The sequence below is a fragment of the Thioalkalivibrio sp. ALgr3 genome (assembly GCF_000377325.1).
In the GTDB taxonomy this organism is placed as follows: domain Bacteria; phylum Pseudomonadota; class Gammaproteobacteria; order Ectothiorhodospirales; family Ectothiorhodospiraceae; genus Thioalkalivibrio.
The window spans coordinates 1-25,666 of the sequence record NZ_KB897996.1; the positions used below are offsets into that span (position 1 = coordinate 1).

The window sequence follows — 25,666 nt, forward strand, 5'->3', positions numbered from 1 at the left end:
TCCAGGCGAGCATGAGTCGCCGCGGCAACTGCTGGGACAACGCAGTGGTCGAGCGCTTCTTCCTGAGCCTCAAGACGGAACGCGTCTGGCAGCAGCGTTACGCGAACCATAGCGAAGCGCGACGGGATATTGCCGACTACATCGTTCGGTTCTATAACTCCGTCCGCATCCACTCGACCCTGGGCTATCTGCCTCCCAGCGGCTACGAGCAATCAACGGCAGTCAATCCACCCAACGCGGTGTCCGAAATTACTTGACCACCACAAACCGCACGACGCCAGGCCCCACGCAAGACCTTCGCGGGCAAGCCCGCTCCCACAGAACCCCCGCCCCCCGGTAGGAGCCTGCTCGCAGGCGAACGAGGCCGATCACCTCCGAGCTCTCCGGGAACGAGCGTCGACACCGTCAAGAGCTGGGAAGCCAAACGACGCAACCCTACCGGACTGGCCGCCAAGGTTCTGGCCACCATCCAGGACAAACCGAACTTCCATAACGAAATCGCTGCACACTGAGCACCGGATCGGGCAGAGGGCTGCCCCCGCACGGCACCATGCGATTCCAGCCCTCTACCCGAGCTCGTCCAGGAGCTGCCTTACCGTAGCCAATGGGAGGAACAGCCTGCGAGGATTGGAAGGTAGTGGGGCGAACCCGTACCCCTCATACAACGCTTGCCTTCGTGCCATGCGATCCGGGTCGCCACAATCCAGGACATCCAGCATCACAACCGCGAGTCCGATCTGCTCCGCGGCCCGGGCGATGCGCGTCAGGGCATCGATGAGCAGGTCTCCCCCAATACCGCTTCCACGATAGCGCTCGTCCCGGCCCATCATCGAAATGAACGCGGCGGGGATGGATCCATGCGCAGGACGGGTTCGGGCATACCGTGCGGGCAGACCTTCATAACACACCGCGTGGGCGTTGAGAGTATAGAAGCCGGCCACCGCACCATCGGGCGCCGCCATCACATACAGCCGGACGTTACCCGCTTTCGCCAGCTTGTTCGCGGTGTGGTGAAAATAGTTGTCTACGGCGGTGACGCCGCAGCGGAATCCCTTCCGTTTGTGCCGCTCCGGGTCGAACGGCTCAATGACGAAGGGCCGCTCACCGGCCCCCGCCATTACCCGGAGACCGTCCGCGCGCGACTGCGCCGGGCGGCCTCACGCAGCGCTTCCGTCGGTTCCGGGGGAGTCTCCAGGGCAGCGAAAAACGCCGCGTGGTCCTCGGCACTCAGCACCGTGCGCTCATGCGTGGCAATGGTCTCCAGCGCCGCCTGATAGGCCGCGTTGATCACGAACGACGAGTCATCCATCCCGGATAGCGATGCCGCCCGGTGAATGGCCTGCTTGATCCTGGGCCGGGTCCGAAAATGCATCCGGGCATCGTTGCGCTCATCCCCTTCGCCGGATGAATGATTGACCGGATCCATGGCATGCTCCGCTTTGATCGAGCTTCCAATGTACGCCGCTTATGCGTACACGGCAACACCCGCCGCATTCGCGGGCAAGCCCGCTCCCACAGAACCCCCTCCCCCCGCAGGAGCCTGCTCGCAGGCGAACGAGCCCGAATGCCCCGCCCCACGCCCCCGGCGCCACCCACCCTGCCCTACAATCCCCTTCAATGGCACAAAACACGTGAGGCATTCCATGGAACGGAACATCGTCTTCTGCTGCGACGGCACCGCCAACCAGAAGGGCGAGGTCAACACCAACGTGGTGCACCTGCTGCGGCGCATCCCCACCACCGCCCGTCAGGTCTCGGCCTACGAGCCCGGCGTGGGCACCTTCTCCCCGTTCGGCATGCGGCGCGAGAACATCATCGGCACCACCCTGGGCAAGCTGTTCGGCCACGGCCTCACCGCCAACATCGAGAACGGCTACCGCTTTCTGATGCAGCAGGTGCGGGAAGGGGATCGGGTGTACCTGTTCGGCTTCTCGCGCGGTGCGTATGCGGTGCGCGCACTGTCCGGCATGCTGCGCAAATGCGGGCTGCTGCAGCCCGGGCGGGAAGATCTCGTCTCCGAGGCCTCGCGCCTGTACACCGGGCGCCACAACGAAGACGAAGCCGCGCGCTTTCGCAAGCAGCACAGCCGCCCCTGCCCGGTGCACTTCATCGGCGCCTGGGACACCGTCGGGTCACTCGGGTATCTCTACCGCAACCGCCGCTTCTTCGACACCCGCCTCAGCCCCGAAGTCACCCACGCCCGCCATGCCCTGGCCATCGACGAACGCCGCCCCAAGTTCGAGGCCCTGTTGTGGGATGACACCCGCGTGGAATCCGGGCAAACCCTCAAACAGCTCTGGTTCCCCGGCGCCCACGCCGATGTCGGCGGCGGCTACGAACAGCGCCAGCTCGCCGAAATCGCCCTGCAATGGATGCTCGAAGAAGCCGCCGAAGCCGGCCTGATCGTCAAAGAACCCCACGAACCCGCCATCGCCCCCGACCCCGCCGGCCCCATCCACGAACCCTGGAACACCTGGGCCGGCCGCACCCTGCGCCTGCTGCACCTCGGCGACCGCCCGCGCGACGTACCGCCCGACGCCCTTCACCCCTCCGCCAAAGCCCGCCACCAGGCCCTCGGCTACCGCCCCGAGCTTTTCACCCAGCACACCCCACCGTAGGAGGCCAGCCCCCTGGCCGATCGGCCCGAACCAGGCACCGGATCGGGCTGCAGGAGCGGCCTCGGCCGCGAACCGCACAGCCCCATCGGCCAGAGGGCTGGCCTCCTACACCGACAGGAGCGGCCTCGGCCGCGAACCGCACCGGGCCCGACTACCCGGGGCCTCCCGGGCGAACCACTCCAGCACATCCGCCAGATGCCAGAGCGCCGACCGGCCCTCGTGCAAAGGCAACGGGAAACTGTCCCGGTGGGTCTGCACCAGCTTGCGCATGTTCTGCCGGGAAAAGCCGAACAGGTCGAGGGTACCGATGATGCCGGCCGCAACGGCACTGAAAGGCGCAATCGCAACCGCCGCCGCCAAACCCGCCACCGCAATCACCAGACCGTAGCGCTGTCCCCGACGGTCCTTTGCAATGGCGCCTTCCAGACCGCGTTCCCGCATCCGATGGGCATGCGCCTGCTCATCCACGGCCATCTGCACGATTGCGCGGCGTGTGACATCGTCGAAACGATTCAGAAGATCGGGGTGCGGCAACGGCCCGCTGTACGACTCGTGGCGCGTCGCCGCCATCACCAGCTCCGGAGATTCGGCGGCAAGAAATCCCGCAAGCCGACGCTGCTCGTCCAACGACAGGGCACCGGCCTCCAGCCGGTCCACCAGTTCCTCCAATGTGCCGCCCTGGCTATCGGGCGTATCCGCCCCGTTGTCAGGCAGGCCCTCCGGTGGCCTTTCGCTCATCTTTCTTCTCCATTCCCTGGTCGGTCTGCGCGCGATTGATCCCTTCACGCAACCGTTCACCAACGTTGCCCCAATGACCGGCAACTCGTTGCTGCAACGAACCGGAAGGCATAAAGGCCGAGTAGTCATGCGCCGGCCACACTTCCATCACCGAACCGGCCGCAAGCCACACCCTACGGGCATCTCGCTTTTTCATTTCCACCTGCACCGCCTCCGTGTTTAGCCCCGCCGATACCTGCGTCTATCTTGGCTCACCACAACAGCACGCACAAATTCATGGCCCGGGAGGTCGCCCGGCTTCCGCGAGCCCGTCTGCGACGACACACAGAGCGGCCTCGGAAAACCTCGGGTAACAACGCGAGCGTGTACAGCGATCAGTGTTTCCTTAAGGGGATGCCCCGTCCGGGGCTTCAGTGCACCCAGTCTTCGTAGCGCAGGCCTTCGATACGGCAGAACTCGCGAGTATTGTTGGTGACCAGTATGCAATCGGTCGCCATGGCGTGAGCCGCAATGGCGGCGTCATTGCCACCGATGGGCATACCCGCCGCAGCCAATCGGCTGCGAACCTCAATGGCCCTGTCGATCGCAGCGGCATCCCACGGCAGGATCCCGTCCAGGCGCTGAACGAATGCCGTAATGATTTCTCCCAGACGAGGCGAAGCCTTCTTACCGATCTGGCCATACCGCATCTCGGCATAGGTCACCGCGGAGATCACGATCCGGTGGCCCTGCTCCACCTCACTTTCAAGCCGCTTCAACACCTCCAGGGGCCGTTCACGGATGATGAACGAACAGATGCAGGTGTCGAGCATGTACTCCCTCACAGCGTGAAGCGCCCCTCGTCCTCGACAACCTCCGGCCGCTCCCGCAGGAAATCGGCATCGGCCTTGCCGACCTCGGCGAAAGAGAGCCAGTCGGGACGCGCCGGGCGCAGCGTGATCGAATCACCGTGCTTGGTGATCTCCAGCTCCGTCACCCCCTGGAACTCCAGGTCCCGAGGAAGCCGCACGGCCTGATTCCTGCCATTTTGGAAGATGGATACGGTTCGCATACAAAGCCCCTCCCGAAAAACGATCCTCGTGAAACGGTAGGCCAAAAGCTGACATATGTCCACATATGCCAGCTTCACAAAACCACGGGTTCCCTGCAGGAAGCCAGCCCCACGGCTGCCCCCAATACGTCCGAGCAACACCGTGCTGGCCAATAAAGTCATAGCGGTCCTGGCCGCGAACGAAGCCCTGCCCCCCCTGCAGTCATACCACGCGAATGGGCCCCGGGTACCGGCCAATACGGGCATCGCTGGTGAGCAGGAGATAACCCTCCGCCTCTGCCTGCGCGATCAGGATGCGATCGAACGGATCCTTGTGGATATCCGGTAGGTGCGCCACACCCAGGGCATGCGTGCCGTCGACGGGCAACTCGCTATAGCCGTGTTCGCGCAACTCCCGCCGCGTTCGCGGCCGAGGCCGCCCCCACAACACCCCGGGGCTACGCCTCGGCGGCCTCGCGCATCACGCGCTCCACCGCGTCGGCCACGGCGTGCATGTCGGTGGCGGAGAGGGTGTGGTCCACCGGGAACATCAGGCTGGTCTCGCCCAGTTCGCGGGCCACGGGGAGACGTTCGGGCGGGCGGAAGCCGGTTCCGTCGAAGGCCTTCTCCAGGTAGATCTCGCTGCAGCCACCATGCAGGCAGGGCACCCGGTGCGTCTGCACGGCCTCCACGATCCGGTCACGGTCCCAGCCGTCGCGCAGCATTTCCGGGCGCACAAAGGCGTAGAACTTGTACCAGGCATGCCCCATCCCCTCCGGCGGGTGCGGCACCCTCAGGCCCGGCAGCCCCGAAAGCCGCTCCAGCAGGACTCCGGCGTTGTTCCGCCGCTGCTCCAGCCAGCCCGGCAACTTGGCCAGCTGCGCCCGCCCGATCGTCGACTGCATCTCGGTCAGCCGCCAGTTCGTGCCAAACGACTCGTGCACCCAGCGGAAACCCGGCGGATGTTCGCGTTCGTAAACCGCGCTCCAGTCCTTGCCGTGGTCCTTGAAATTCCAGGCCCGCCGCCAGGTGTCCTCGTCCTGCAGCAGCAGCATGCCGCCCTCGCCCCCGGTGGAGATAATCTTGTCGGTGCAGAAAGAAAACGCCGCCGCATCCCCGAACGAGCCCACCGGCTCGCCCTGCACCGTGGCCCCGTGGGCCTGGGCACAGTCCTCCACCAGAAACAGCCCGAACTCGTCGGCAAGCGCACGCAGCGCATGCATGTCGCACGGCCACCCGGCCAGATGAACCGGGAGAATCGCCCGTGTGCGCTCGCTCAGGATCGCACGGGCGGTCTCCGCCGTCAGGTTGCCCGAATCCCGGTCCACGTCCGCAAACACCGGTCGGGCGCCCCGCATCACGATCGCCGAGGCCGACGCCACAAACGTCCGCGGCGACACCACCACCTCATCCCCCGGACCGATGCCCAGAGAATGCAGGGCCAGCTCCAGGGCCAGTGTCCCGTTGGCGACCGCCACCGCGTGCGGCACCCCGTGCCAGGCCGCAAACTCGCGCTCGAAGGCCCGCCCCTCGTCACCGTTCCAGTAGTTCACCCGGCCGGAAGACATCACCTCCCGCACGGCCGCGACTTCATCATCCTCGAATTGTGGCCAGGAACTGACGACCACCGACACATCCTGTTGAAACGCCGATCGTTTGCGTGCGAGCACCTTTCACCCCCAATGGTGTTGCCCCGTCTCACGGGTCATGGCCGGAGGCTGACCGGACTTCGGTCGCAGTTCCATACCACATTCCCCATAATGATTCCCGCAAGGGTGCCAGGCAAGCCCCCATCCACAGCACCCCGCAGGAGCGGGCTTGCCCGCGAACAAGGCCTCAGGCCCAACCAGCGGCGGGTTTCGCGTACGAGCACGCTCCCACAGATGGATCGACCCCGCCCCTACCCGAACACCGTACGCCAGATATACCCAAGATCCTTCCGCAGCGACCAGTTCTGCACATACTCGCGGTTGATCCGCACCTTGTCCGGAAAGATCACCTCGCGGTTGTACGCCGCCGGATCCTCCACCGAATCCAGCATTGATTCCTCGTCACGGTACTTGAGCGTTGCCGGCCCGGTGATCCCCGGGCGAACCGTCAGGATCAGCCGGTCCTCGCCCTCCAGCGCATCGGCAAAGCCCGGCACATCCGGCCGCGGCCCCACAAAGCTCATCTGCCCCAGCAGCACATTGATCAGCTGCGGCAGTTCGTCGATCTTGGTGCGCCGGAAAAACCGGCCCAGCGGCGTGATACGCGGATCATGCCCGGTGGTCACCGTCGTCGTGTGCACGCGGGAGGGCCGCATGGTGCGGATCTTCACCACCCGGAACACACGCCCGTGGCGGCCCACCCGCTCCTGCACAAAGAAGCCGTTCTGCCGGGTATCGATCGTTGCCAGCACCCAGGCCAGCGCGATCAGCCAGAAGGTGAACAACAACCCGACCGCCGCACCCAACAGGTCGAAGCCGCGCTTTAGCGTGGCCTGTGTTTGCGAAAGACCTGTATGATCACTCATCCCTGTCACCGGACCCCGGTTGTTCCGAACTCACCACGACCGTACCCGCCCCATGCTGCAGGTCCTGCAGCTTCCCGTTCTCATCGAAGCCGGCAGCAACGTAATGGCTCCATGGCTCCACTTCCACTCCGGGACGAAAGGCCAGCGTCAGCCCCTCGCCCAGCTGCCGTTGGACGGGAGAGGGTTCGCGCCCATCCCGCAGCGCCTCACGGGTGGTACGGTACGGCACCCGTCCCTGAAGTTCGTGCCGAACAGGCAACCCCGTCAGATGGATTTGCGGGCAACAGGCCAGCGCCTGCTCCACGGCCCCACGGCCCCACGGCGCAGATGCACCTCGGCGTCCATGGAATCCATCCAGGCGGCAGAAGAAGATAAAGCCACGGGGCAACACCCCACCAGCCCACTGGGTCCTTCCATCGCCAGGACATCATCCAGCCCCATCGCATGATCCTCATGCGGGTGGGTAAAAACCACGGCAGACCAGTGCGCCCTGTTCTCGCTCAAGACCCGCTCGGCCGGGCTGACCCCATCTCCCGCACCTGGTAAACGGCAGCCATCCACCACAATCCACCGCTGGTCCGGGGTGCGCAACAAGGTGCTCTCACCATACCCGGGCCCGAAAACAATGCAGTAGATGAGATCGTCCTTGAGATCGAGCGTCATGCCACCCAGCCGGCCGCGCGCAGGTAACGCGCCGGATCCGGAAAGAGCGGCGGCAGGTCCGGATCCCGCCAGCCCTCATCCGGATACACCCGGATCAAGGGCTGCTCGGCACCTTCATACCAGGCCAGCTCCAGAAAACGCCCGGCGGCCAGATCATTCACTGCAAGGTCATCCGAAAACGCATCAAACTGCTCTGCCGTCAGCTCCAGCCTGCCAATGCCCGGCTCCGCTTGTCCGTCCTCCGGGACCTCCGCGGCCTGCAGCACCACACCCTCTTCGGAGACCGCATCCACGCGGGCCGGCATCCAGCGAAGCAGCGCATGGCCTCCATGACGGGCTGGCGCCACATGCGGACCCTGCCACCGCTGCTCCACGGGTATGCTCAGCGGAAAGACCGCCTCACCCCGGCGCGCCTGCACCAGGGCAACAAGACGTCGTTTCAGGGCCGCCTTGCCCGGATCGTCCCGGAATTCTCCCTCCGGGATGCCGTCAAGCACCTCCCTCGCCATATCCAGCTGACCGCGGTGCAGTAGCAGACGCGCCACCCAGATATGCAAACTCCCGTAGAGAACGGGATCGGCATCCGGATCCGGCAACTCGAACTGGTCCAGGGCCTCTCGCCATGCCCCCCTGGCAGCCGACATCCGCCCCCGCGTAATCAGGTAATTGATCCAGCGCGAGTGCCACCAGACGTTATCCGGCTCCAGCTCGATGGCCCTTTGATAGTGAATCTCCACGAGACCCGGGTCCCGGGCGAGAACATCCAGGTTGTAGGCGCGATAGTGGTGCGCGTAATCATCCTCCGGCTCCCACTTCAGCGCCCGCTCGAATACCCCGGCCGCGCCCTCGAAATTCTCATGGTCACGCGACAGTGTGCGGCCCAGGATATCCAGCTGAGCAGCAAAGAAGGGACGCGCGCCATCCATGAGTGCCACATCGCCGGAATGCATGCCGTGGTGGAAGGCCTCACACTCTTCGACCAGCGCCAGTCCGTCTCCGGCTTCCCGTGCTTCGAAGCGCTCACGATAGATCCGGTGCAATCGCGCGTGGGCCTCTCGTCGAGCCGCCGGCTCCAGCCACAGACCATACTCACGAGCATCCGCCTTCAGCAGTTCATGCAACCGATAAGCACCCTGCTCCTCGAAGAGCAGACAGTGCCGAAGCAACTGGCCCCACCAATCCGCCGGCACTTCCAGCGCCTCCAGCATCGGCTCATCCAGGGGCCGGCGAACAAGACTCAAACGCCCCCATGCTTCCAGCAGAGCGCGAGCCTCCGGGGTATTCTCCAGCGCCGCAATCAACTCTCCGGTCAGTCTGCGGCGCTCACGACCTGCCCCCCACCAGCGGGCCACCTCCTCGGGCGAGCGAAGCGCGGCCAGCGCCACCAGCAATCGCACTTCCAGCGCCGACCGCTCCTCCAGCCCCGGCAAGTTCCGGGCGGCCAGCTCCTCCGCAACACCGGCCAGCTCACCCCACGCGGCTCCTTCCCGCAGCCATGGTGCACCGGCCGATACGGCCTTGAGGGCCCAGCGGCGGTCTTTTCGCTGCCGGGCAAGGCAGGGTTTACCTGTCACCACCTTGCGACACGGAGCAGCCATCAACCGCTCAATGACCTCATCGACCTGCCTTCGGAAATGATCCGAGTCCTCGCCAGTCCCGGAAGACCAGCGCACCGGATCGTCACAGAAGAGAATCACCCGGTCGGGTTCCAGCGCCAGCCACCGCTCCATATCCTCCAGCTTGTCCGCCCAGAGCCGCCGCCCGTCACGCACGCCCGCGAGATCATCCGCCCCAATCACACCGCCGTCCGCAAGCCCCCGGGCCACGTCCAGCATCGCGGCCATACCCGCATCCGGAGCCCGCTCGGGTGGCTGCACCAGCACCGCGACATACCCTTCCTCCCGGGCCGTTGCCGCAAGCCGGCGCAGAAGAGTGCTCTTGCCGGCAAAGTGCCCGCCCTCAACCTGCCAGAACCACCGAGCCGGAAGCTCCTCCAGCCAGTCGCGCTGCAATCGATCCACCTCTGGAAGCACAGCAACGTTCATCAAACGGCTCCCGCACAAATCTGCATCAGAACAAGGGACAAGCGGTTCACCAGCCTACATCATGTCGTGGGTGGCACCCAGACCATGCCCTCCGCGACATCGGCGCATTCCGGAGCCACTGACTCACCGTTCATAGCCAAAGCGGTCCAATGTTGGACCCACGAGCTTGCCGAGCCGCTCGGTGGCCTCGGGCGACAGTGCGGCCCGGCCTTTGCCCACACTGCTGGCCTTGACCCCGCTCACTGCCGTTGCACGAACCGTCGGGTCGACCTCCATACCCATGAAATCCAGGATCCGTTCCAGCTCCTCCCGGGGCCGTGTCACGAAGTCCTCGTACCCAATTTCCAGCCAGCGGGCGCGATCCATCCCTTCGAACGCATCACGGGCCTGTTCCACGCAACGCTGCCACTGGATTGCACAGACTTCGTCCAGAGGATGTCGCTGAAGCAGCGCGTCCATGTCATCCATTTGTGGCCCCCAGAAGGCCAGGCGTTTCTCGCGAGAGAAGAACCGGTACAGGCGGCTCCAGAAATAACGCCCGGCATGGAACGGAAGGTCCGTCCGTGGAACGAACCGCGCCTTGCGTGCCAGATACGGGATATCCAGGGGTGCCGTCCAGCGATCCATCGCCGAACCGACCGCATCCAGCCCGTCCCGGCGAATGAACAGGTAACGTGCCTCCGGCACCACCCGATCCACGAACGGCACGCGCAGCGAATTCGCGCAGGTCTTCTCCACGACCACATCGGCGCCGTAGCGTCGTGCCACCCAATCGAACTGCCGGCGAATATAGCGCTGGACTGCCGGGCTGGCCCGATCCGGGGGGATCTCATCGGAGGGATGGCGCAGATTGCCGTGTCGCCAGATGTAGTTGATCTCGTCACACGGCCAGGTGGCCAGCCCCGGCAACTGCGCGAGGATATCGCGCAACATGTTGGTCCCGGAACGGGGCGCCCCAATGATGACAAGCCGTTCGTACCTCATCAGATGCCCGCCCCCAGTTCCCGGTAAAGGTCCAGGTACTGCCGCTCGATGGCGCGGACATCGAAATCCGCCTCCACCATCCGCCGCGCGGCCCGCCCCATCTCCAGGCGCTTCTCGGCGTCTTTCAGCAAGCCGCTCACGCGATCGGTCAGCGCATCCACGTCGCGATCCGCCACCAGAAAGCCCGTCTCCCCGTCTCGCACCGCTTCGCGCACGCCCGGGACATCGAAGCCCACCACCGGGAGGCCCGTGGCGGCAGCCTCGAGAACTGCTCGCGGCGTCCCCTCGCGGTACGAAGGGAACAGCAACAAATCCGCTTCGTCCAGAAGTGGCCTGACATCTTCAAGCCGCCCCAGGTATTCAACACCTTCCTTCTGCTGTACCCATTCAGCCGTCACGGCATCCGGGTGCACGGGATCCTCCTCGCCAGCCAGGAGGAACCGCGCCCCCGGCAATTCCTGCCGAATACGTTCGGCAACCTCGCAGAACTCCGGGATTCCCTTCTGATGCAACAACCGCCCCAGCATCACCACGACCGGGGCACGTTGATCCCTCCCGGAGCGATCCACCACCGCAAAGCGGTCCACATTTACCCCGGAACTGGCAATCAGCCGCGCCTGCTCGTCCCGCACCCAGCCCCGGTCCAGGAACAGCTGCCGATCATCGCGATTCTGGAAAATAACCCGATCGGCGCGCGGCATGGCGGCCGAATATCCCCAGCCGGCCAGCCGGGCCGCGAGCCCTCCGGTGATGAATGCATGACCCAGCCCGGTAATCGCATTCACGATGGCCACCGAATCCCCCAGCACCCGCCGGGCCGCCAGCGTACCGAAGATCACCGGCTTCGCATGGAAGTGCTGGATAAGCGCAGGCTTCCAGCGCCGACAGATCGCCCGCATCCTTCGATGGGCCGTCCAGTCGGCCCGGGGAGACAACCCGCCGCGATTGAAGACCACCGGCTCCAGGCGGGCGCCCAGCCCCACAAGCGAACGGCTCTCCGCATCATCCGCCGTCGCCAGCACCACCTCCCAGCCCTGGTCAATAAAATGCCGAATCAGCGCAGTGCGCGAACTGGTCAGCGCATATCCCCGGTTGGCGGCAAAAACTGCAACTGGCTTGTTCATTGGATCTCCCTCTCCTCCAGCCACCGCTCGGGGCATATTCCCTCGCCGCACGAACCCTAACGTATGATTCACCTCAACGGCACATCACGCTTGGGGGATTCCATGGATCGGAATATCGCCTTCTACCGCGTCGGGCCGTGGGGACGGGCTTGCCCGCGAACAACGGGGTGCGTCGCCCGGCACCGCTTCGCGTGCAAGCACGCTCCCACAGAACTCCCGTCACCTGTTTATCCCGACACAGCCTTGCTAACCCTGTCCCAGCCCAGCACCCGCACAGCCTTCCGCTGGTGCTCGCCCTCGCCCCCGTAAATCAGCGTCGGAGAACGAGCCATATCGCCGGCCAGCGCGGTCCAGCGCTCGAGCCCGGTGAAAAAATCCCGATTCAACGTCTGGCCGGACTTGATCTCCACCGGCATCAGACCACCCGCCCACTCGATCAGCAGGTCGACTTCATTGCCATTACTGTCGCGCCAGAAGTGGAAGGGCGGCGGCTCGCCGCGATTGAGAAAGGCCTTTCGCAGCTCCGAAATCACGTACGTCTCGAACACCTGCCCGCGCAGCGGATGCACCACCAGCTGTTCCGGCGTCTGCACCCCCAGCAGCCAGCACAACAGCCCGGTGTCGTGGAAATACAGCTTCGGCGACTTGATCAGCCGCTTGTTGAAATTCGCATGATGCGGCCGCAGGAGAAACAGCACATAGCTGGCCTCCAGCACCGAGATCCACGCCTTGGCCGTGTTGTGGGTAATACCGCAATCGGCCGCAAGCGATGACAGATTCAACACCTGACCACTGCGCCCGGCACATAGCCGCACAAAGCGCTGAAAGGCGTCCAGATCCTGCACCTGGAGCAATTGCCGCACATCCCGCTCCACGTACGCCGTCACATACGCCGGAAACCAGTGCCGTGGAGACACCGGCCGGTCATACAATGCCGGATAACCACCGGTAAACATCATCGCATCCAGAGCCGTTGGTGCCTGCCTGGCCTCCACCAACTCCGCATGGCTCAACGGCAGCAACTCCACAAAGGCCGAACGCCCGGCCAGAGACTGCGAAACCTCCGACATTAACCCGAACTGCTGCGACCCCGTGAGCAGAAACCGCCCCATGCGACCATCGCCGTCCACATGCGTCTGCAGATAGGAGAACAACTCCGGCGCCCTCTGAACCTCGTCCAGCACCGCCCCATCGGGGCACTGCGACAGAAACCCGCGCGGATCATCCAGCGCCAGCGCACGCACATCCGGATCTTCCAGGGAACGATAAGGACGGTCCGCCATCACCGTGCGTGCCAGCGTTGTCTTTCCGGACTGGCGCGGCCCCGTGATCGTGACGATGGGAAAGCCGCTCAACAGCTCCCGGACCAGTGTTTCGGCAGTGCGCGGTATCATGCGCACACCCTACCGCGACTTATGCCGACTGGCAATGGCATTTACAATTTCCATACAACCGTCATTCGCCTGCGAGCCTGTACCGCGGTGTCCGTCAAGCAACCTGCAGGAGCGGCCTCCGCCCCTCCTGCAGGGCGCTGGCTTTTTTGTGGGAGCGTGCTTGCACGCGAAACCGGCGGTGGGTTAGGCCCACCCCGCCGTTCGCGGCCAAGGCCGCTCCTACAGGCGCAGATCCGCCGCTTCGGGCGGCAGGGCCGACTTCACGTCGAACACCACGGCATTCTCGCGCCCCAGGCGGCGCACGCCCTCGCCGCCCAGCGCCACGAACTCGCGGTGGGGCACCGCCAGTACCATTGCATCGTACGTACCGGCCTCCGGGGCTCCTTCCAGCAGGTCCAGGGCGTATTCCTCGTGCGCCTCGGCGGTATCCACCCACGGATCCCACACGTCCACCTGCGCGTTGTAGCCCTGCAGATCCGCGATGATGTCCACCACCCGGGTGTTGCGCAGGTCCGGGCAGTTCTCCTTGAACGCCAGCCCCATCACCAGGATGCGCGAGCCCACCACCGGGAAGCCCTTGCGGATCATCGCCTTTACCAGGCGGTCGGCAATGTGGCCGCCCATGGCATCGTTGATGCGCCGCCCGGCCAGGATCATCTCCGGATGGTGGCCTACCGCCTGCGCCTTGTGCGTCAGGTAGTACGGGTCCACGCCGATGCAGTGCCCGCCCACCAGCCCGGGCCGGAACGGCAGGAAATTCCACTTGGTGCCCGCCGCCGCCAGCACCGCGTCGGTATCCAGCCCCAGCCGGTCGAACAGCAGTGACAGCTCGTTCACCAGCGCAATGTTCACGTCCCGCTGGGTGTTCTCGATCACCTTGGCCGCCTCGGCCACGCGGATGCTCGGCGCGGGGTGCGTGCCCGCGCGGACGATGCGCGCGTACAGCTCGTCCACAAACCGCGCCACCTCCGGCGTGGAGCCCGAGGTCACCTTCACGATATCGGGAATACGATGCGCCTTGTCCCCCGGGTTCACCCGCTCCGGGCTGTAGCCCAGAAAGAACCCCTCGTTCACCACCAGGCCGGACTCCGCCGCCAGCACCGGCGCGCAGTCTTCCTCCGTGGCTCCGGGATACACCGTGGATTCAAAGATCACCACGTCGCCATCCTTCAGCGCCCGCCCCACCGTGCGGCTGGCCGCCAGCAGCGGCCCCAGGTCCGGCCGCCGGTGCGCATCAATCGGCGTGGGCACCGTCACGATGAACACATTGCAGCCCGCCAGCGCCGCCGGCTCCGCCGTCATCTCCAGCTGCGCGGCCGCCGCCAGCTCCTCCGACTCCACCTCCCGCGTGCGGTCATGCCCCCGGTTCAGCTCCGCCACCCGCTGCGCGTCGATATCGAACCCCAGCGTGGGCAGCACCCGCCCGAACTCCGCCGCCAGCGGCAGGCCCACGTAGCCCAGGCCGATCACCGCGATGCGCACATCCTCAAGATCCTTCATATCCAGTCCTTAGCTTCTAAATCGATCCCTTGCCCCGTAGAAGCGTGCTCGCACGCGAAGGCGAAGAGCCCTCGCCATCCGTCCTACGTCCCTCAAAAACGCTCCGGTTTCGCAGCGCCTCCAACCGTTCCAGCCGCCATCTCCGGCGCCCCAGCAGGCCCGCCCCCAACGCGAGCAAAACCCCCAGGAACTTGGCCCGGTGCCGAACCCCCGTACCAAAGTTATTCGTTCCCCATGCGAACACCACAGCGAGCGCCAGAAATACCACGAGCAACAACCGGTATTCCGGCCGGCTCCACCAATCGCGCCAATAACGAAGCAGCAGCACCATCAATGCCAGATACAGCAAGCCATCGAGCATGCCAAACACGTGCACGGCAGCGCGCACCTCCCATGGCGGCGGCCCCACCAGGAGATAACCCATCCGGATGGGCGTGAGCACCAGCGCGTGGAGATCGTTGGCTGGAACAAGATACCCCGGATAAGCGCTCCCTCCGCGAGCGGCCGAGGCTCTCTCATCGAGCGTTTCCGCGCGCTCCATCACCGCGCCGACCTCGCCGATACTGGAAAAGCGCATATCGCCGAACGCGAGAAAGCCGGCCAACCCCGCTGAGACCAGAACGACCCCGCCTCCCACCACACTGGCCCGAACCCGTCCATAGAAAGTGCCCCTCAGCACCTCCCGCAACGCCCAGCCAGCAAGCACCAACGCAACCGCCACAATCGCGAACACGGCCCCGCCATGGATAATGCCCGCCGCCAGAATGACTCCCACGGCTCCGATCAGATAAATCATCCTTCCGGACCGCACCCACCGCACCAGCCAGAGCATCCCAAGCAGGAAAAACGCCGTGAACCACACCTCCCGCAGCGGAACCGCAGCGTTAATGACCAGGATGGGGAAAAGCGCCGCCACCCACATGGCGCGCACACCCGCCTTGCGGTCCCAGAGCTCTTCGGCAATGCGCCCTACCAGATAAACGGTCGCCAGCCCAAGCCCGATGTTGACCGATTGAAACACCAGGGGAGCCCGGTCCGTACACGCATAGACATTTCCGATGACCCAGCTATGCACATACGAGGCGCCCAGGTTCAGATGCTCTCCCAGGTTCCCGCACCCGCTCTGCGCCCACTCCCATGCCCGACGTTCGAAAGTGACCGCATCCGCCCCCCCTTGAGGAAGTACCACCATGAACCGATGAACAACCGCCGCCGCAACCCGCACCCCGAAGGCCGCGAGCAGCGGCAACAAATACCCTCGGCGAGAATGCCCCGCATACAAGAGCGCCAGGACGATGCCGGCCAACAGACAGGCCGTAAGCAGTAACTCGACTGAATTGGTTGGAATGTCGGTATAAGTCATTGACCCAGCCATCCATTGGCGCTCGGTCGCCGGGCCAAACCAAACCGCACAGTAACGTCACTCATCCAAGCCCCACTCACCTACCAGACCGCTACACAATGAACCGTAGCGTTGAGCCACCGATTCCAGCCCGTAACACTGCACCATTCGCTCGCGAGCATCCGCGCCCAGGCGACCCAGCCCCTCCCGGCCATGGCCGAGCACCAGCCGTACCTGACTGGCCAGCACTTCCGCATCGCCCGATTCGGCCACAAACCCGGTTTCACCAACTACAGAAGCTGCATCACCGACATCCGTCACCAGAGCCGGAACACCGCAACCCATAGCCTCACCCACAACGTTCGGAAAGCCCTCGCCCCACAGCGACGGCATCACCAGCAGGTCCAGCGCCAGGTAGAGCGATTCGGGAGCGTCCGTAGGCGGAAGAAGCGTGACGGCCGATTCCAGACCGGCTTCCCGCACGGCAGTCGCCACCGGCCCTTCGGGTTCCGCCACCCCGGTGCCGGCCATTACGCAATGCACCGGTAACCCATCAGCCACCAACATCTGCAATGCCTTCAGCCATCCAAGATGGTTCTTCATCGGATGGGCGCGGCCCACCACCCCTAACAGAAACCGGTCGGCTGGAACCCCGAGCGCGGCTCGCCGGGCCTCCCGCGCATCTGGATCGGGCTTGAACCGTTCAAGGTCAAAGCCATTGGGCAGCACAACACGCTTATCAGAGGGATACCCGAAGCCTTCATGCTGTTCGGCGGCGGTTGCACTGTTATAGATGATGCGCGCCGGGGAGCCGGCCCACCAGGCGCCAGCCCGGATCACCCAGCGCGTGCTCGTCTTCTCCCGGCACATGTCGTGGACCGAATGGCGCACATTCCAGACGACCGGCCCCCTGTACCCCAGCCGCCGTGTGAGCGACGCCGCCAGGTTACCGTGGTACATCCACCCCATCACCACATCGGGCCTGAGCTCTCGAATGGCCGCGCGGAGCCTAGGTATCCAGGTCGGCGAAACGCTTCGCCGCACACCCCCGGTGTAGAGGGGGATGCCCACCTTCCGGATCTCTTCCGCCATCACCCCCGGTTCCTTGAGCGAGAAAACCGCGGACTCCTCGGGATGGACGGAGACCAGGTTCGCCAACTGTCGTTCGGCGCCGCCTTGGCCTAGCCCTGTAATAATATGGAGGACTTTCATCAGCTCACTGAGCTTCCGTCACGATCTCGGGTCTCGATGGGTTCGCCTCGAGCCCGAAGGCTTCCTCCAGATATTGCCGCGCGATTGCCGGGGCCGCGAAATCGCGCGCCCGTTCCTGGCGAGCTTCGCGCGTACCTCGCGGAGAATGCAGCGCCTCGGTAATGGCTTCGGCCAGCGCATCCGGATCATACACTGGCACCAAATGCCCCAGCTCGCCATCACGAAGCAACGCCCGCGGTGCACCAGAGCAATCGGTTGCAACAACTGGGGCACCCAGCGCCAGCGCCTCAACGATCACCAACCCAAACCCCTCCCAGCGCGACGACAGAACAAACAGCTGGGCGCTCGCCATCACCGAATGCGGATTTTTGACAAACCCTGGCATGTGCACGCGTTGTGCAATACCCAGGTTCTTCGCCAACGCTTCAAGCTCACCCCGCAATTCCCCCTCACCCAGAATCACCAGATCGCAGTCTTTGTCCTTCACTTTTGCAAACGACTCGATCAAGGTATCGAAGCCCTTTTGTCGAGCCAATCTACCCACTGCGACGATATAATGCTTGCCCCAGGGTTTGCCATCTCCCGGCTCATCATTTGCAGTAGACGGGGAAGTCTGGACGGTTACGGGATTACCGATAATCTTAATATGGTCCGTTTGGCAGATGCCCCGATCTTGAAGCGTGCTGGCGACCGCTTCGCCCAGCGCAACCACTGTATCTGCACGGCGATAAAGCAGGCCCATGAGCCGCTGCATGAGGTGACCACGCATTTTCTTGACTGCATTCCCTGCAGGGGCTCTGACGACATTGTCTTCCCGTAACACCAACCGACATGGTTTGCCAGCCAAGTGCCATGCCACTGACGCGCACACATTCGCATAGTTTAGACTAGAACAAAGCACCGCCGGCCTTTCTTTGCGCAGGTAGCGGGCCAGCGCAAAAATTGAACGCGATGCACGACCGGTTCCAAGGTCAACAACTTTCACCTCTGGGCGCACTTCATCCAGAAACTCCCCCTCTGCGCGGGCAAGTACGATGTGCACCGGGCGATCCGTCAGATCCACAAGCGCATTTGCGAGGTTGACCACGACTTTTTGAGCGCCGCCGCCGTTTAGGCCGGGGATAAAAAACGCTAAAGCAGTTTGATTTGCCCCGGGTTTCTCGCCCACCGGCGGTTCTCGGCTTGGTTTATCCAGTATCAATAATCCCACCACTCTAAAAACTGATCGGCCATTTCCTGCAGATGCTCCATGACCGTCCCCGAGGACAATCCATTCTGAGAGCAACAAAATCTGGGCCCAAGCAAAGACCCATTTCGCGCGGCATCAAAATGAACCACCTGACTGCCCAAAGCACAGGCCAAAGCGATCTTCTCGTGAACCTGATCAGCCTCCACTCGCATCATGTCTTCGTACGATGCGAAGCCCCTCAGGCGAGCCACACGTTCACCTCGTTCACTATCACCCGCTCAGCACCCCCGCCACGTAGCGATGGTAGAAAAACTCCGATTCTACGCTGCACCCCGTAAACTCCCGGCTGCGCTAAATAAGCAATTCCGCAGGCCCACACTCCATCACATTATCTCGACGCGGAGGAAGCTTAGGCGCGCCTCTTGCCCAGATCAACAACCTCCACCGCTGGGCGCACTTCATTCAGGAACTCCCCTTCCGCGCGGGCAAGTACGATATGCACCGGGCGGTCCGTCAGATAGACAAGCGCATTCGCGATGTTGACCATGACCTTTTGAGCACCGCCGCCGTCCGTGTACGCCGCTCAAGGCTCGGGTCGGTTGGTACTTCGTTCGAGTCGCTCACAGTCTTCGGCTCCTACGAAAGCCCTGGCTCCTTTATACAGGAATCAAAAGGGGCACTGTCGACTGTGAGGTTGACACCCAGGGCCCGCCGACAGCCGTCTTGAGCTACGTACATAATCAGGTTTCTTTTTTTCTACGGGATGATCAGAAAACATGATCTTTAGCACTCTTATGCAGCCTAAGTATTTTAACTGGTATAGACCTTAACCCTAGCTGCCTAGCAATCGCTATTCTATGATTGCCATTATCAGAGGCTATCACCTCACCATTAGGCCCCATGTGCACATGAATAAACGTGGGCTCCGGATCACTCAGAGTCGGAACCCTGACTCCATTGATCTTTATGTCCTCATAAATTGATTCATAAACGCCTTCGTAGAACTTTAAAAGATCCTCTAAATTTTCTTTTCCTCGAACTGGTCCGAGTAATATTTTTTTTCTGTAGTAGTTTTTGAAAAGCCCAGTTTCGCCCCAAGACTTTCCCACGTAAAACCTCTCGTAGAAAGCCGTCTGCTTGAGACAATCCACATCTTCACTCGAATCGCATGATTCAATATTCTTTGCATGAATATGCCACTTTCCTCCCATAACCTGGCCAGGCCAAGAGCGCACTATCCCCGGGTCTTCTTTCGGGGTTAACCACTGCTTTATATTTTGAGGGTCAACCCTGATTACCTTTAGCGCATGGCTCCGCCTTCCTCTAAGGAGGCAAACCAATATTGAAAGGAAACTTCGAATGGGATTAGGTTGGAGGTAGCGATATGTCAGTTTCAATAAATTCACAGGCTAATTCCCACACGCAGATTTTTCGGAGAACCTTCGATTCAAGAATCAAGTGAACGTGTTACGAAGCGGATCTCAATCCGCATCCGACAAATTAGCTTGGTCGCAATCAATCCGGAAAGACGGCGGCAACTATCACTACCATCAGCAGGACAGCGCCATCTGTCAACGTAGATGACGCCTGATTGGGTTCAGGGTTCTTTAACAATTCGCCGCCGTCTCCGGGTTCAGGGTCACCGATTCTGGGAGGCCGAAGTCCCGGATGGCACCGGGCCAGCGTTCCGGATGAGCGTCATGGGCTCGCTCGTACGTGGCTCTGCGGTTCGCCAGGATCCGGGTGGCCTCGCCGCTGTGACGCTGGGCGGGTGTGACGTAGTTCAGCGCGCTGTGGCGGTGCTGCTCGTTGTACCAGTGCACGAAGGCGAGCATCCATTCGCGGGCCTATTCCAGCGTGGCGAAGCCCTTTGACGGGAACCCGGGGCGGTATTTCAGCGTCCGGAACAGCGCCTCGGAGTAGGCATTGTCGTTGCTCACCCGGGGGCGGCTGCGCGAAGGCGTGATCCCGAGGTCGTAGAGCTTCTGCAGGAACGTCGCCGCCTTCATGGGGCTGCCGTTATCGGAGTGCAGGATCAACGGCTTGTCCTTCGCGGCCAGGTGCTCCCGCCAGTGCGCCTTCTCGATGAGCTCGCTGGCGAGCTCCCCGGTCTCGGCGGCATGGACCTCATGGCCGACGATCTTGCGACTGAACACATCGACGATCAGATACAAATACCACCAGGTCCCGCAGGCCGGCCCTGGCAGCCAGGAGACGTCCCAGGTCCACAACCGGTTCGGTGCATCCGCCACATGGGTGGTCGGCGGACGCTTGCCTCCGGGCGCCTTGTGGCGGCCGCGGTGATGGTTCTGGTCGTAGTCGCGCAGCACGCGGTAGAACGTCGACTCCGAGGCGATATAGCGGCCCTGATCGGCCTGGTCGGCGACGATGTACGCCGGCGGTCGGCTGCGGTAGCGGGGCTCGTTGCACAGATCAACAATCACTGCACGCTCCAGCTCGGAGAGTTTGTTCTGTGGCACCGGACGCTCGGCATCCGGGCGGGCGTCGGCACGCACACCCTGCGGCGTGCTCCAGCGCTGATACGTCCGCACGCTCACGCCGACCACGTCGCAGGCTTTGCCCAGCCGGGCACCGTCGCGCCGGGCCTGTTCGACGAGGGCGACGGTGTGCTGGCGATCCGGGAGGCTGGTCAGTCGTCCTCGTCGTTGCGGCCCCAGATCGCCTCGGCTTTTTTTGACAGCGTCAGCGGCGCCGCCGTCTCCGCCAGGGCCTTGTCCTTGCGCTTGAGCTCGCGCTCAAGCTTCTTCACGCGCTTTTGCTCGGCCTTGCGCTCCTGGCGCGAGCGCTTGTCCTGCTCGGCCGCGTTGGCGTTGGCATTCATGCAGCTCTCCCGCCAGGCCTCGACCTGCTCGGGATAGAGCCCCTTCTCACGGCAATAGGCGCTGAACTCCGCCTCGGTCATCGGCGCGGTCTCGAGCACGACGCGGAACTTCTCCTCGCTGCTCCAGCCCTCCGGGGTGGATCCTCGTGATGGCAAAACCTGTCCTCGCTCACGGGCCTGTTTGCGCCAATTGTACAAGGTCGCCGCGGAAATCCCCTCGGCCTCGGCCACCTCGGGGACGGTGAGGTTCATCGGTGGTGCCAGCTTGCGCAGGACGGCTTCCTTACGCTCGGCAGAGTAGTGCTTCATGGTTGTCACCTGCTGGTTGCGTTGAGGCGACAACTACGTTGACTGATAGGGACAGCTAGCTGCTTTTTTCTTCCGGAAGCCAAACAGACATCCCATCAAGCTCGTTTTTTCTATACCCGTGCTCTTCACGATACACGGTCCCAATATCGGAGATAAGCGTTTTTTTGTCGCTGGACCACAGGAGTTTTGATCGCCATTTTTCGTGGAGTGCAGACAGCTGTTTATTTTTACCCCTGAACACTTGTTTCTCTGGATCCAAGTCCGGGATCATCTCCTTTGCAAAGCGGTTTGCAAGCCCCGAACGAAGAAACCGTGGGCTCGTACCAAATGCATTGACTCGCCAAAACGGCAATGGCAACCGCTGCCCAAAAATCCTTATTTCTTTTCGTCGTGTTAAGTACTTCGGCGTTATTTCTGCATCGTGCTTGTCCATAGACAAAACAAGCATTCCCAAACGCCCGTCCTCCCGAAACTCATCAAGAACAGCATCAGTCACTTTCTCTTTTAATATCCAGTCATCTTCCAAGTGAAGAATCGGTTCATCTCGTGCTTGTAACCATAAACGCTTGACTGCCGCACCAAAGCCTGACTTTGAAGGAGAACTAATAACGGCCTCGGGAAAACGGTCTCGGATTAATTCTACACATTTTTCCTGGTCGCGCTGATCGCCCATAAAAGGATCAACATTAGCGAACATACTCCTAATTTGAAAGTTGACGAAAAGATTTCGTTGAAATGATTCCAGCATTGCCTCCAGCAAAAAGGGTCTGCTGCCAGAAACAATACAAACATCAATTGGTGTGTTTTTCTTCATGACTTTTTAAGCTCGCCAAAAACGAAAGAAAAAAGCGCTTTGAACTCTAGTGGTGAGCCACAAACACAGAGCACCAAAAACTTATTCTTGATAGGAATGCTTCGAGGGGGCATCCAATTGTCCAACCCACCGCTCCAGGTACAGGCGCCTCAAACGCCCACGTTCGTCTGCAGACGGAAGCGGCCGCTTGCTGCAGAATGTCACCGCCCACGCCAATGGGAGCACGTAACGGAGTACGCCAATATCTTGGTTACAGCCTACCGCCTCCACCAGCTTTTGGAGCTGCCGGTCGAACTCCCCTTCGGCCCAAGCGCGACGCAGGAACGCATCTTTCTCGAAGAGAGAGAGCATATCGTACCAGACCGGCCGGAGCGATACCAACTCGTAGTCCCAATCTATGACTCTGTAATGCTCACCGGACACCAAAATGTTGTGGGGGCCGAGGTCTCCATGACTAGGGACAATAGGCATGCGACTCAACACGCCAACAGCATCTTCTAGCGCGATTCCAAATTGATCCAGTTGGTCAGCGAAAAGCTGATCGGCGTCGGGCCGCCATGCATCAGACTTTGATGAAGGCCAGTCACGCTCGGACGCCGCTGATGCAATAAGGTCTTCGATAGCCTTGCGCACATAATTCAGTTTCTGGTCTTCAGATTGAGAGGAGAGCATTTTTCCATCGTGCCAACTCTCTTCGAGGGCGGCTCCGTCGGTGCTGACAGTAAAGGCGGGACCCGGCAACCATTTTTGTAGCCAGGCCCGCAATTTCACGTAATCTTGACCGTACCTTGGGTACGGCTCGAGGCGCGATACCGCCACATCATCGCAATAAAAGAAGAGTAAGGCGTCGGGATTTGCGCGACAAAGCGCCTGAGCCTTTCGCTCGCGGGCGCGCTTCCAAGAGAACACGGGGCAAAGGATGCCCCACCCACTACCTTTAGAAGATCGCAGAGAGTCTAGTTTCTTGCGTGATCGCAAATGGATAGCGACCCGCCCGGATACGATGTATACACCTGTTTGCAACTGATGTCGGTTGGCGAACGCGGCACGAAGCGTTGAGACAATCTGAGTCAATACACGGACCGCAGCCTTAATCGCTCGGCGGGGATTCTTGCGCGGTACCAAATGGTGGGAAGCTCTAAAAGTACGCTCCCCAAGACTCATTGCGACGCCCCGCGGCTAACGGACTGCTGATCACTCATCGAAAAATCAGCAACACCGGCCTGCAGGCGCACCGTCAGGGTACATTTCTCGATGGTTGTCAGTCGGTGTGCAATAATCAAGACGGTCTTGTGGCGCGACAGAGCCTCCACGGCTTCCATCACCGCAGTCTCTGTTTCATTGTCCAGCGCACTAGTTGCCTCGTCGAAGACGAGCACCGGCGGGTCGTGGTACAGGGCCCTGGCAATGCCGATTCGCTGACGCTGCCCGCCGGACAGCCGCACACCGCGCTCACCGACCACGCTACCGTAGCCCTGCGGCATGTCGCTGACGATAAAGTCGTGCACCTGGGCCATACGGGCACAGCGCTCCACCTGTTCATGATCGATCTGCTCGGGCGGCACGCCCAGGGCGATGTTTTCGCCCACGGTGGAGTCGGTCAGGAAGATGTCCTGCGGCACGTAGCCCAGCGCCTGTTGCCAGGCGCGCAAGTTGTCGTCGGTAATGGGCTGGCCGTCCACCACGATGGCGCCTTCGCTGGGGCGCAGCAGGCCCAGGAGTACATCCACCAGGGTGGTCTTGCCGGCGCCGGAGGTGCCGATGATGCCCACGGAGCTGCCCACGGGGACTTCCAGGTTGATCCCCTGCAGGGCCGGGCGCTCGGCGTTCGGGTAGGTGTAGTGGATGTTCTGCAGGGTGATGGTCTGCCTGGGTTCCAGCGGCTGCGGGGCGCGCTTGTACAGCTCGGCCAGGGCCGAGCGCTGGTGGAGGTCGCTGTAGACGCCGTCCACGGCGGCGGCGCCGAAGCGCAGCTTGGCCATACCGGCATAGATGCGCTGGGCGGCCGGCAGCATGCGGTACCCGGCAAAGACGTACAGCCCGAGGATGGGCAGGATGTCGCCCAGGGCGTTGCCGTCGGTGCCGCCCTGGGTGGCCAGCAGTACAAGGGTGAGGGCGATGACACCGCCGAAGCCGACCGCCTCGATGACGAACTTGGGGACTTCGCCGAACGTGCGGTTGGTGGCCTGGTGGCGGGCCTGGCGGGCCGAGGGGCCGTCGAACCGGGAGAGGTAGGCGTGTTCGCGGCCGAGCAGCTTGATGTCCTTGATGCCGCCCAGGGCCTCGCTGGCGGCGGTGAAACGCTCCTGGTTGGCACGGGCGCGGTCGCGCCCCACCCGCCCGAGGATGCCGCGCACGGCACCAAAGATGAGCGCATACAGGCCGCCGATCACGACGGCCACGCCCAGTGCCAGCCAGGGGTCCACCACGATCAGCAGGACGACCAGCGCGAGGATGACCACGCTGTAGGCGACCATCTGCATGCCGGGGCGGAAGACCTGCTGCACGAGCTGGTCCACCTCGGAGAGGATGTTCTTGGCCATGTCGCCGCTGTGGCGGTCGAGGAAGAAGGCATAGGGCTGGCGCAGGTAGGTCTCCAGCAGCCGCTTGCCGATGCTGTGGCGGCGCATCTCGATGAAGCGGTTCATCGCGTAGTGCGTGAGCGAGCGGAAGAAGGCGGAGAACAGGATGAGCCCGAAGGCGGCCGCGCCCAGCGCGAGGATGAAGGCATCCACCGAGGTGAAGCCGAGGCCTTCATACACGGTGTTGAGCACCGGGTTGGTCTGCACCACTTCGGGGTTGCCCAGCACGCTCAGAAACGGCATGACCGAGGCGACGCCGGCGGTTTCCAGTACGGCCATGACGATGACCATGCCGAGCACGAGGCCGCCGCGGCGTTTTTCCTTGCGGCTGAGCAGGGCCAGGGCTTTGCGGTAGGTGCTGAGCATGGGGTGGCCGGTTGGGTGGTTTCTGGTTGATTTTCTCGTAGCAGGCCAGCCCTCTGGCCGATCTGGCATGGCCGGTCGGTGCCCGATGCCCCACCGGGGGATCGGCCGGAGGGCCGGCCTTGTATGTTTACCCCCGGCAGGCCTAGAAAGGGTCTGTCGGGGTGGAGGGACGAGGCCGGCATCTGGCCTGCGGCACAGACAGTAGGAGACTTCGTCCCACCCCTCACCTGAAGCGCCGATAAGGAATCGATCGGCTCGGGACCGACGATCGATGGCAAGCCAGCGTTCGGTGAGGCCCCGACAGACGGTTTTACGCTAGCTCGGGAGGTGAACGATGGCAACATCGGTAACGGCTCAGCGGATCGGGGTCGATGTGGGCAAAACCGAACTGTGGCTCAG

24 protein-coding genes and 3 pseudogenes are annotated in these 25,666 nt (G+C 62.7%); 3 read left to right on the plus strand and 24 right to left on the minus strand.

Features of this window, described 5'->3' with window-relative positions:
- Nucleotides 1-257, plus strand: a 257-nt coding sequence (locus C998_RS0112610; protein ID WP_018871236.1) for an integrase core domain-containing protein, incomplete at its 5' end; no start/stop codon positions are given.
- A gap of 129 nt (nt 258-386) precedes the next feature.
- Nucleotides 387-512 (plus strand): annotated as a pseudogene (nadS, locus tag C998_RS15395) (NadS family protein); the annotation flags it as partial.
- A gap of 54 nt (nt 513-566) precedes the next feature.
- On the opposite strand, the gene C998_RS0112615 reads toward nadS, so the two are convergent.
- Both C998_RS0112615 and C998_RS0112620 read right to left on the minus strand, forming a co-directional pair.
- Nucleotides 567-1,118 (minus strand): hypothetical protein, encoded by a 552-nt coding sequence (locus C998_RS0112615; RefSeq protein ID WP_018871237.1) that lies wholly within the window; start codon nt 1,116-1,118, stop codon nt 567-569.
- On the minus strand, nt 1,118-1,426 hold the full coding sequence (locus C998_RS0112620) for a DUF1778 domain-containing protein (RefSeq protein WP_018871238.1): 309 nt from the start codon (nt 1,424-1,426) through the stop codon (nt 1,118-1,120). Before C998_RS0112620 ends, C998_RS0112615 begins: the two co-directional genes overlap by 1 nt.
- A gap of 217 nt (nt 1,427-1,643) precedes the next feature.
- Between C998_RS0112620 and C998_RS0112625 the strand changes: the two genes are divergently transcribed.
- On the plus strand, nt 1,644-2,618 hold the full coding sequence (locus C998_RS0112625; protein WP_018871239.1) for a DUF2235 domain-containing protein: 975 nt from the start codon (nt 1,644-1,646) through the stop codon (nt 2,616-2,618).
- A gap of 105 nt (nt 2,619-2,723) precedes the next feature.
- On the opposite strand, the gene C998_RS14140 is transcribed toward C998_RS0112625, so the two are convergent.
- From C998_RS14140 to C998_RS0112730, 22 genes and pseudogenes are all read right to left on the minus strand, one after another.
- Nucleotides 2,724-3,287: a DUF2335 domain-containing protein gene (locus C998_RS14140; RefSeq protein WP_018871240.1), complete on the minus strand. Its 564-nt coding sequence runs from the start codon at nt 3,285-3,287 to the stop codon at nt 2,724-2,726.
- Between the two features lie 37 nt (nt 3,288-3,324).
- A complete protein-coding gene (locus C998_RS14935; protein ID WP_156001326.1) occupies nt 3,325-3,558 on the minus strand; it encodes a hypothetical protein in 234 nt (77 codons plus the stop codon).
- 208 nt (nt 3,559-3,766) lie between these two features.
- Nucleotides 3,767-4,168, minus strand: a complete 402-nt coding sequence (locus C998_RS0112635) for a type II toxin-antitoxin system VapC family toxin (RefSeq protein ID WP_038033135.1) — start codon at nt 4,166-4,168, stop codon at nt 3,767-3,769.
- Between the two features lie 8 nt (nt 4,169-4,176).
- Nucleotides 4,177-4,407 carry a type II toxin-antitoxin system VapB family antitoxin gene (vapB, locus tag C998_RS0112640; RefSeq protein ID WP_026279623.1) on the minus strand — a complete coding sequence of 77 codons (231 nt, stop codon included), beginning with the start codon at nt 4,405-4,407 and terminating at the stop codon, nt 4,177-4,179.
- 202 nt (nt 4,408-4,609) lie between these two features.
- A pseudogene (locus C998_RS14145) lies at nt 4,610-4,807 on the minus strand (PIN domain nuclease); the annotation flags it as partial.
- Nucleotides 4,808-4,844: 37 nt separating this feature from the next.
- Nucleotides 4,845-6,014, minus strand: coding sequence for a DegT/DnrJ/EryC1/StrS family aminotransferase (locus C998_RS0112650; protein WP_018871244.1), 1,170 nt, complete (start codon nt 6,012-6,014; stop codon nt 4,845-4,847).
- Between the two features lie 272 nt (nt 6,015-6,286).
- Nucleotides 6,287-6,901: a sugar transferase gene (locus C998_RS0112655; protein WP_026279624.1), complete on the minus strand. Its 615-nt coding sequence runs from the start codon at nt 6,899-6,901 to the stop codon at nt 6,287-6,289.
- 264 nt (nt 6,902-7,165) lie between these two features.
- Nucleotides 7,166-7,564 (minus strand): MBL fold metallo-hydrolase, encoded by a 399-nt coding sequence (locus tag C998_RS0112660; protein ID WP_018871246.1) that lies wholly within the window; start codon nt 7,562-7,564, stop codon nt 7,166-7,168.
- A complete protein-coding gene (locus C998_RS0112665) occupies nt 7,561-9,609 on the minus strand; it encodes a tetratricopeptide repeat protein (protein WP_231364999.1) in 2,049 nt (682 codons plus the stop codon). Before C998_RS0112665 ends, C998_RS0112660 begins: the two co-directional genes overlap by 4 nt.
- Before the next feature lie 123 nt (nt 9,610-9,732).
- Complete coding sequence (locus C998_RS0112670) at nt 9,733-10,593, minus strand: sulfotransferase (protein WP_018871248.1); 861 nt, start codon at nt 10,591-10,593, stop codon at nt 9,733-9,735.
- Entirely contained in the window at nt 10,593-11,717 is a 1,125-nt protein-coding gene (locus tag C998_RS0112675) for a glycosyltransferase family 4 protein (RefSeq protein ID WP_018871249.1), read from the minus strand. Before C998_RS0112675 ends, C998_RS0112670 begins: the two co-directional genes overlap by 1 nt.
- Before the next feature lie 227 nt (nt 11,718-11,944).
- Nucleotides 11,945-13,111, minus strand: coding sequence for an ATP-binding protein (locus C998_RS0112680; RefSeq protein WP_026279625.1), 1,167 nt, complete (start codon nt 13,109-13,111; stop codon nt 11,945-11,947).
- Nucleotides 13,112-13,330: 219 nt separating this feature from the next.
- The gene (locus C998_RS0112685; protein ID WP_018871251.1) at nt 13,331-14,611 is read right to left on the minus strand and encodes a nucleotide sugar dehydrogenase; all 1,281 of its coding nucleotides are present in this window, start codon (nt 14,609-14,611) and stop codon (nt 13,331-13,333) included.
- A 16-nt stretch (nt 14,612-14,627) separates the two neighbouring features.
- Nucleotides 14,628-15,974, minus strand: coding sequence for a glycosyltransferase family 39 protein (locus C998_RS0112690; RefSeq protein WP_018871252.1), 1,347 nt, complete (start codon nt 15,972-15,974; stop codon nt 14,628-14,630).
- Nucleotides 15,975-16,031: 57 nt separating this feature from the next.
- Nucleotides 16,032-17,165, minus strand: a complete 1,134-nt coding sequence (locus tag C998_RS0112695; RefSeq protein WP_018871253.1) for a glycosyltransferase — start codon at nt 17,163-17,165, stop codon at nt 16,032-16,034.
- A gap of 4 nt (nt 17,166-17,169) precedes the next feature.
- A complete protein-coding gene (locus C998_RS14150) occupies nt 17,170-18,333 on the minus strand; it encodes a glycosyltransferase (RefSeq protein ID WP_038082075.1) in 1,164 nt (387 codons plus the stop codon).
- 430 nt (nt 18,334-18,763) lie between these two features.
- Nucleotides 18,764-18,901, minus strand: a complete 138-nt coding sequence (locus C998_RS14940; protein WP_018871256.1) for a hypothetical protein — start codon at nt 18,899-18,901, stop codon at nt 18,764-18,766.
- 220 nt (nt 18,902-19,121) lie between these two features.
- Entirely contained in the window at nt 19,122-19,760 is a 639-nt protein-coding gene (locus C998_RS14945) for a hypothetical protein (RefSeq protein WP_156001329.1), read from the minus strand.
- Nucleotides 19,761-19,961: 201 nt separating this feature from the next.
- A pseudogene (locus C998_RS14155) lies at nt 19,962-21,505 on the minus strand (IS3 family transposase).
- A gap of 55 nt (nt 21,506-21,560) precedes the next feature.
- Nucleotides 21,561-22,319 (minus strand): hypothetical protein, encoded by a 759-nt coding sequence (locus C998_RS14950; protein ID WP_156001332.1) that lies wholly within the window; start codon nt 22,317-22,319, stop codon nt 21,561-21,563.
- Between the two features lie 81 nt (nt 22,320-22,400).
- The gene (locus tag C998_RS14680) at nt 22,401-23,483 is read right to left on the minus strand and encodes a phosphotransferase (protein ID WP_081617450.1); all 1,083 of its coding nucleotides are present in this window, start codon (nt 23,481-23,483) and stop codon (nt 22,401-22,403) included.
- The gene (locus tag C998_RS0112730) at nt 23,480-25,267 is read right to left on the minus strand and encodes an ABC transporter ATP-binding protein (protein WP_018871261.1); all 1,788 of its coding nucleotides are present in this window, start codon (nt 25,265-25,267) and stop codon (nt 23,480-23,482) included. The genes C998_RS14680 and C998_RS0112730 overlap by 4 nt, the downstream gene beginning before the upstream one ends.
- Nucleotides 25,268-25,666: the final 399 nt, after the last annotated feature.

Excerpts from the sequence above, each read along its gene's own strand:
- C998_RS0112615 (WP_018871237.1), bottom strand. The coding sequence starts at position 1,118 with ATGGCGGGGGCCGGTGAGCGGCCCTTCGTCATTGAGCCGTTCGACCCG.
- C998_RS0112620 (WP_018871238.1), bottom strand. The coding sequence starts at position 1,426 with ATGGATCCGGTCAATCATTCATCCGGCGAAGGGGATGAGCGCAACGAT.
- C998_RS0112625 (WP_018871239.1), top strand. The coding sequence starts at position 1,644 with ATGGAACGGAACATCGTCTTCTGCTGCGACGGCACCGCCAACCAGAAG.
- C998_RS0112635 (WP_038033135.1), bottom strand. The coding sequence starts at position 4,168 with ATGCTCGACACCTGCATCTGTTCGTTCATCATCCGTGAACGGCCCCTG.
- vapB (WP_026279623.1), bottom strand. The coding sequence starts at position 4,407 with ATGCGAACCGTATCCATCTTCCAAAATGGCAGGAATCAGGCCGTGCGG.
- C998_RS0112655 (WP_026279624.1), bottom strand. The coding sequence starts at position 6,901 with ATGAGTGATCATACAGGTCTTTCGCAAACACAGGCCACGCTAAAGCGC.
- C998_RS0112660 (WP_018871246.1), bottom strand. The coding sequence starts at position 7,564 with ATGACGCTCGATCTCAAGGACGATCTCATCTACTGCATTGTTTTCGGG.
- C998_RS0112665 (WP_231364999.1), bottom strand. The coding sequence starts at position 9,609 with ATGAACGTTGCTGTGCTTCCAGAGGTGGATCGATTGCAGCGCGACTGG.
- C998_RS0112670 (WP_018871248.1), bottom strand. The coding sequence starts at position 10,593 with ATGAGGTACGAACGGCTTGTCATCATTGGGGCGCCCCGTTCCGGGACC.
- C998_RS0112675 (WP_018871249.1), bottom strand. The coding sequence starts at position 11,717 with ATGAACAAGCCAGTTGCAGTTTTTGCCGCCAACCGGGGATATGCGCTG.
- C998_RS0112680 (WP_026279625.1), bottom strand. The coding sequence starts at position 13,111 with ATGATACCGCGCACTGCCGAAACACTGGTCCGGGAGCTGTTGAGCGGC.
- C998_RS0112685 (WP_018871251.1), bottom strand. The coding sequence starts at position 14,611 with ATGAAGGATCTTGAGGATGTGCGCATCGCGGTGATCGGCCTGGGCTAC.
- C998_RS0112690 (WP_018871252.1), bottom strand. The coding sequence starts at position 15,974 with ATGACTTATACCGACATTCCAACCAATTCAGTCGAGTTACTGCTTACG.
- C998_RS0112695 (WP_018871253.1), bottom strand. The coding sequence starts at position 17,165 with ATGAAAGTCCTCCATATTATTACAGGGCTAGGCCAAGGCGGCGCCGAA.
- C998_RS14940 (WP_018871256.1), bottom strand. The coding sequence starts at position 18,901 with ATGGTCAACATCGCGAATGCGCTTGTCTATCTGACGGACCGCCCGGTG.
- C998_RS14950 (WP_156001332.1), bottom strand. The coding sequence starts at position 22,319 with ATGAAGAAAAACACACCAATTGATGTTTGTATTGTTTCTGGCAGCAGA.
- C998_RS14680 (WP_081617450.1), bottom strand. The coding sequence starts at position 23,483 with ATGAGTCTTGGGGAGCGTACTTTTAGAGCTTCCCACCATTTGGTACCG.
- C998_RS0112730 (WP_018871261.1), bottom strand. The coding sequence starts at position 25,267 with ATGCTCAGCACCTACCGCAAAGCCCTGGCCCTGCTCAGCCGCAAGGAA.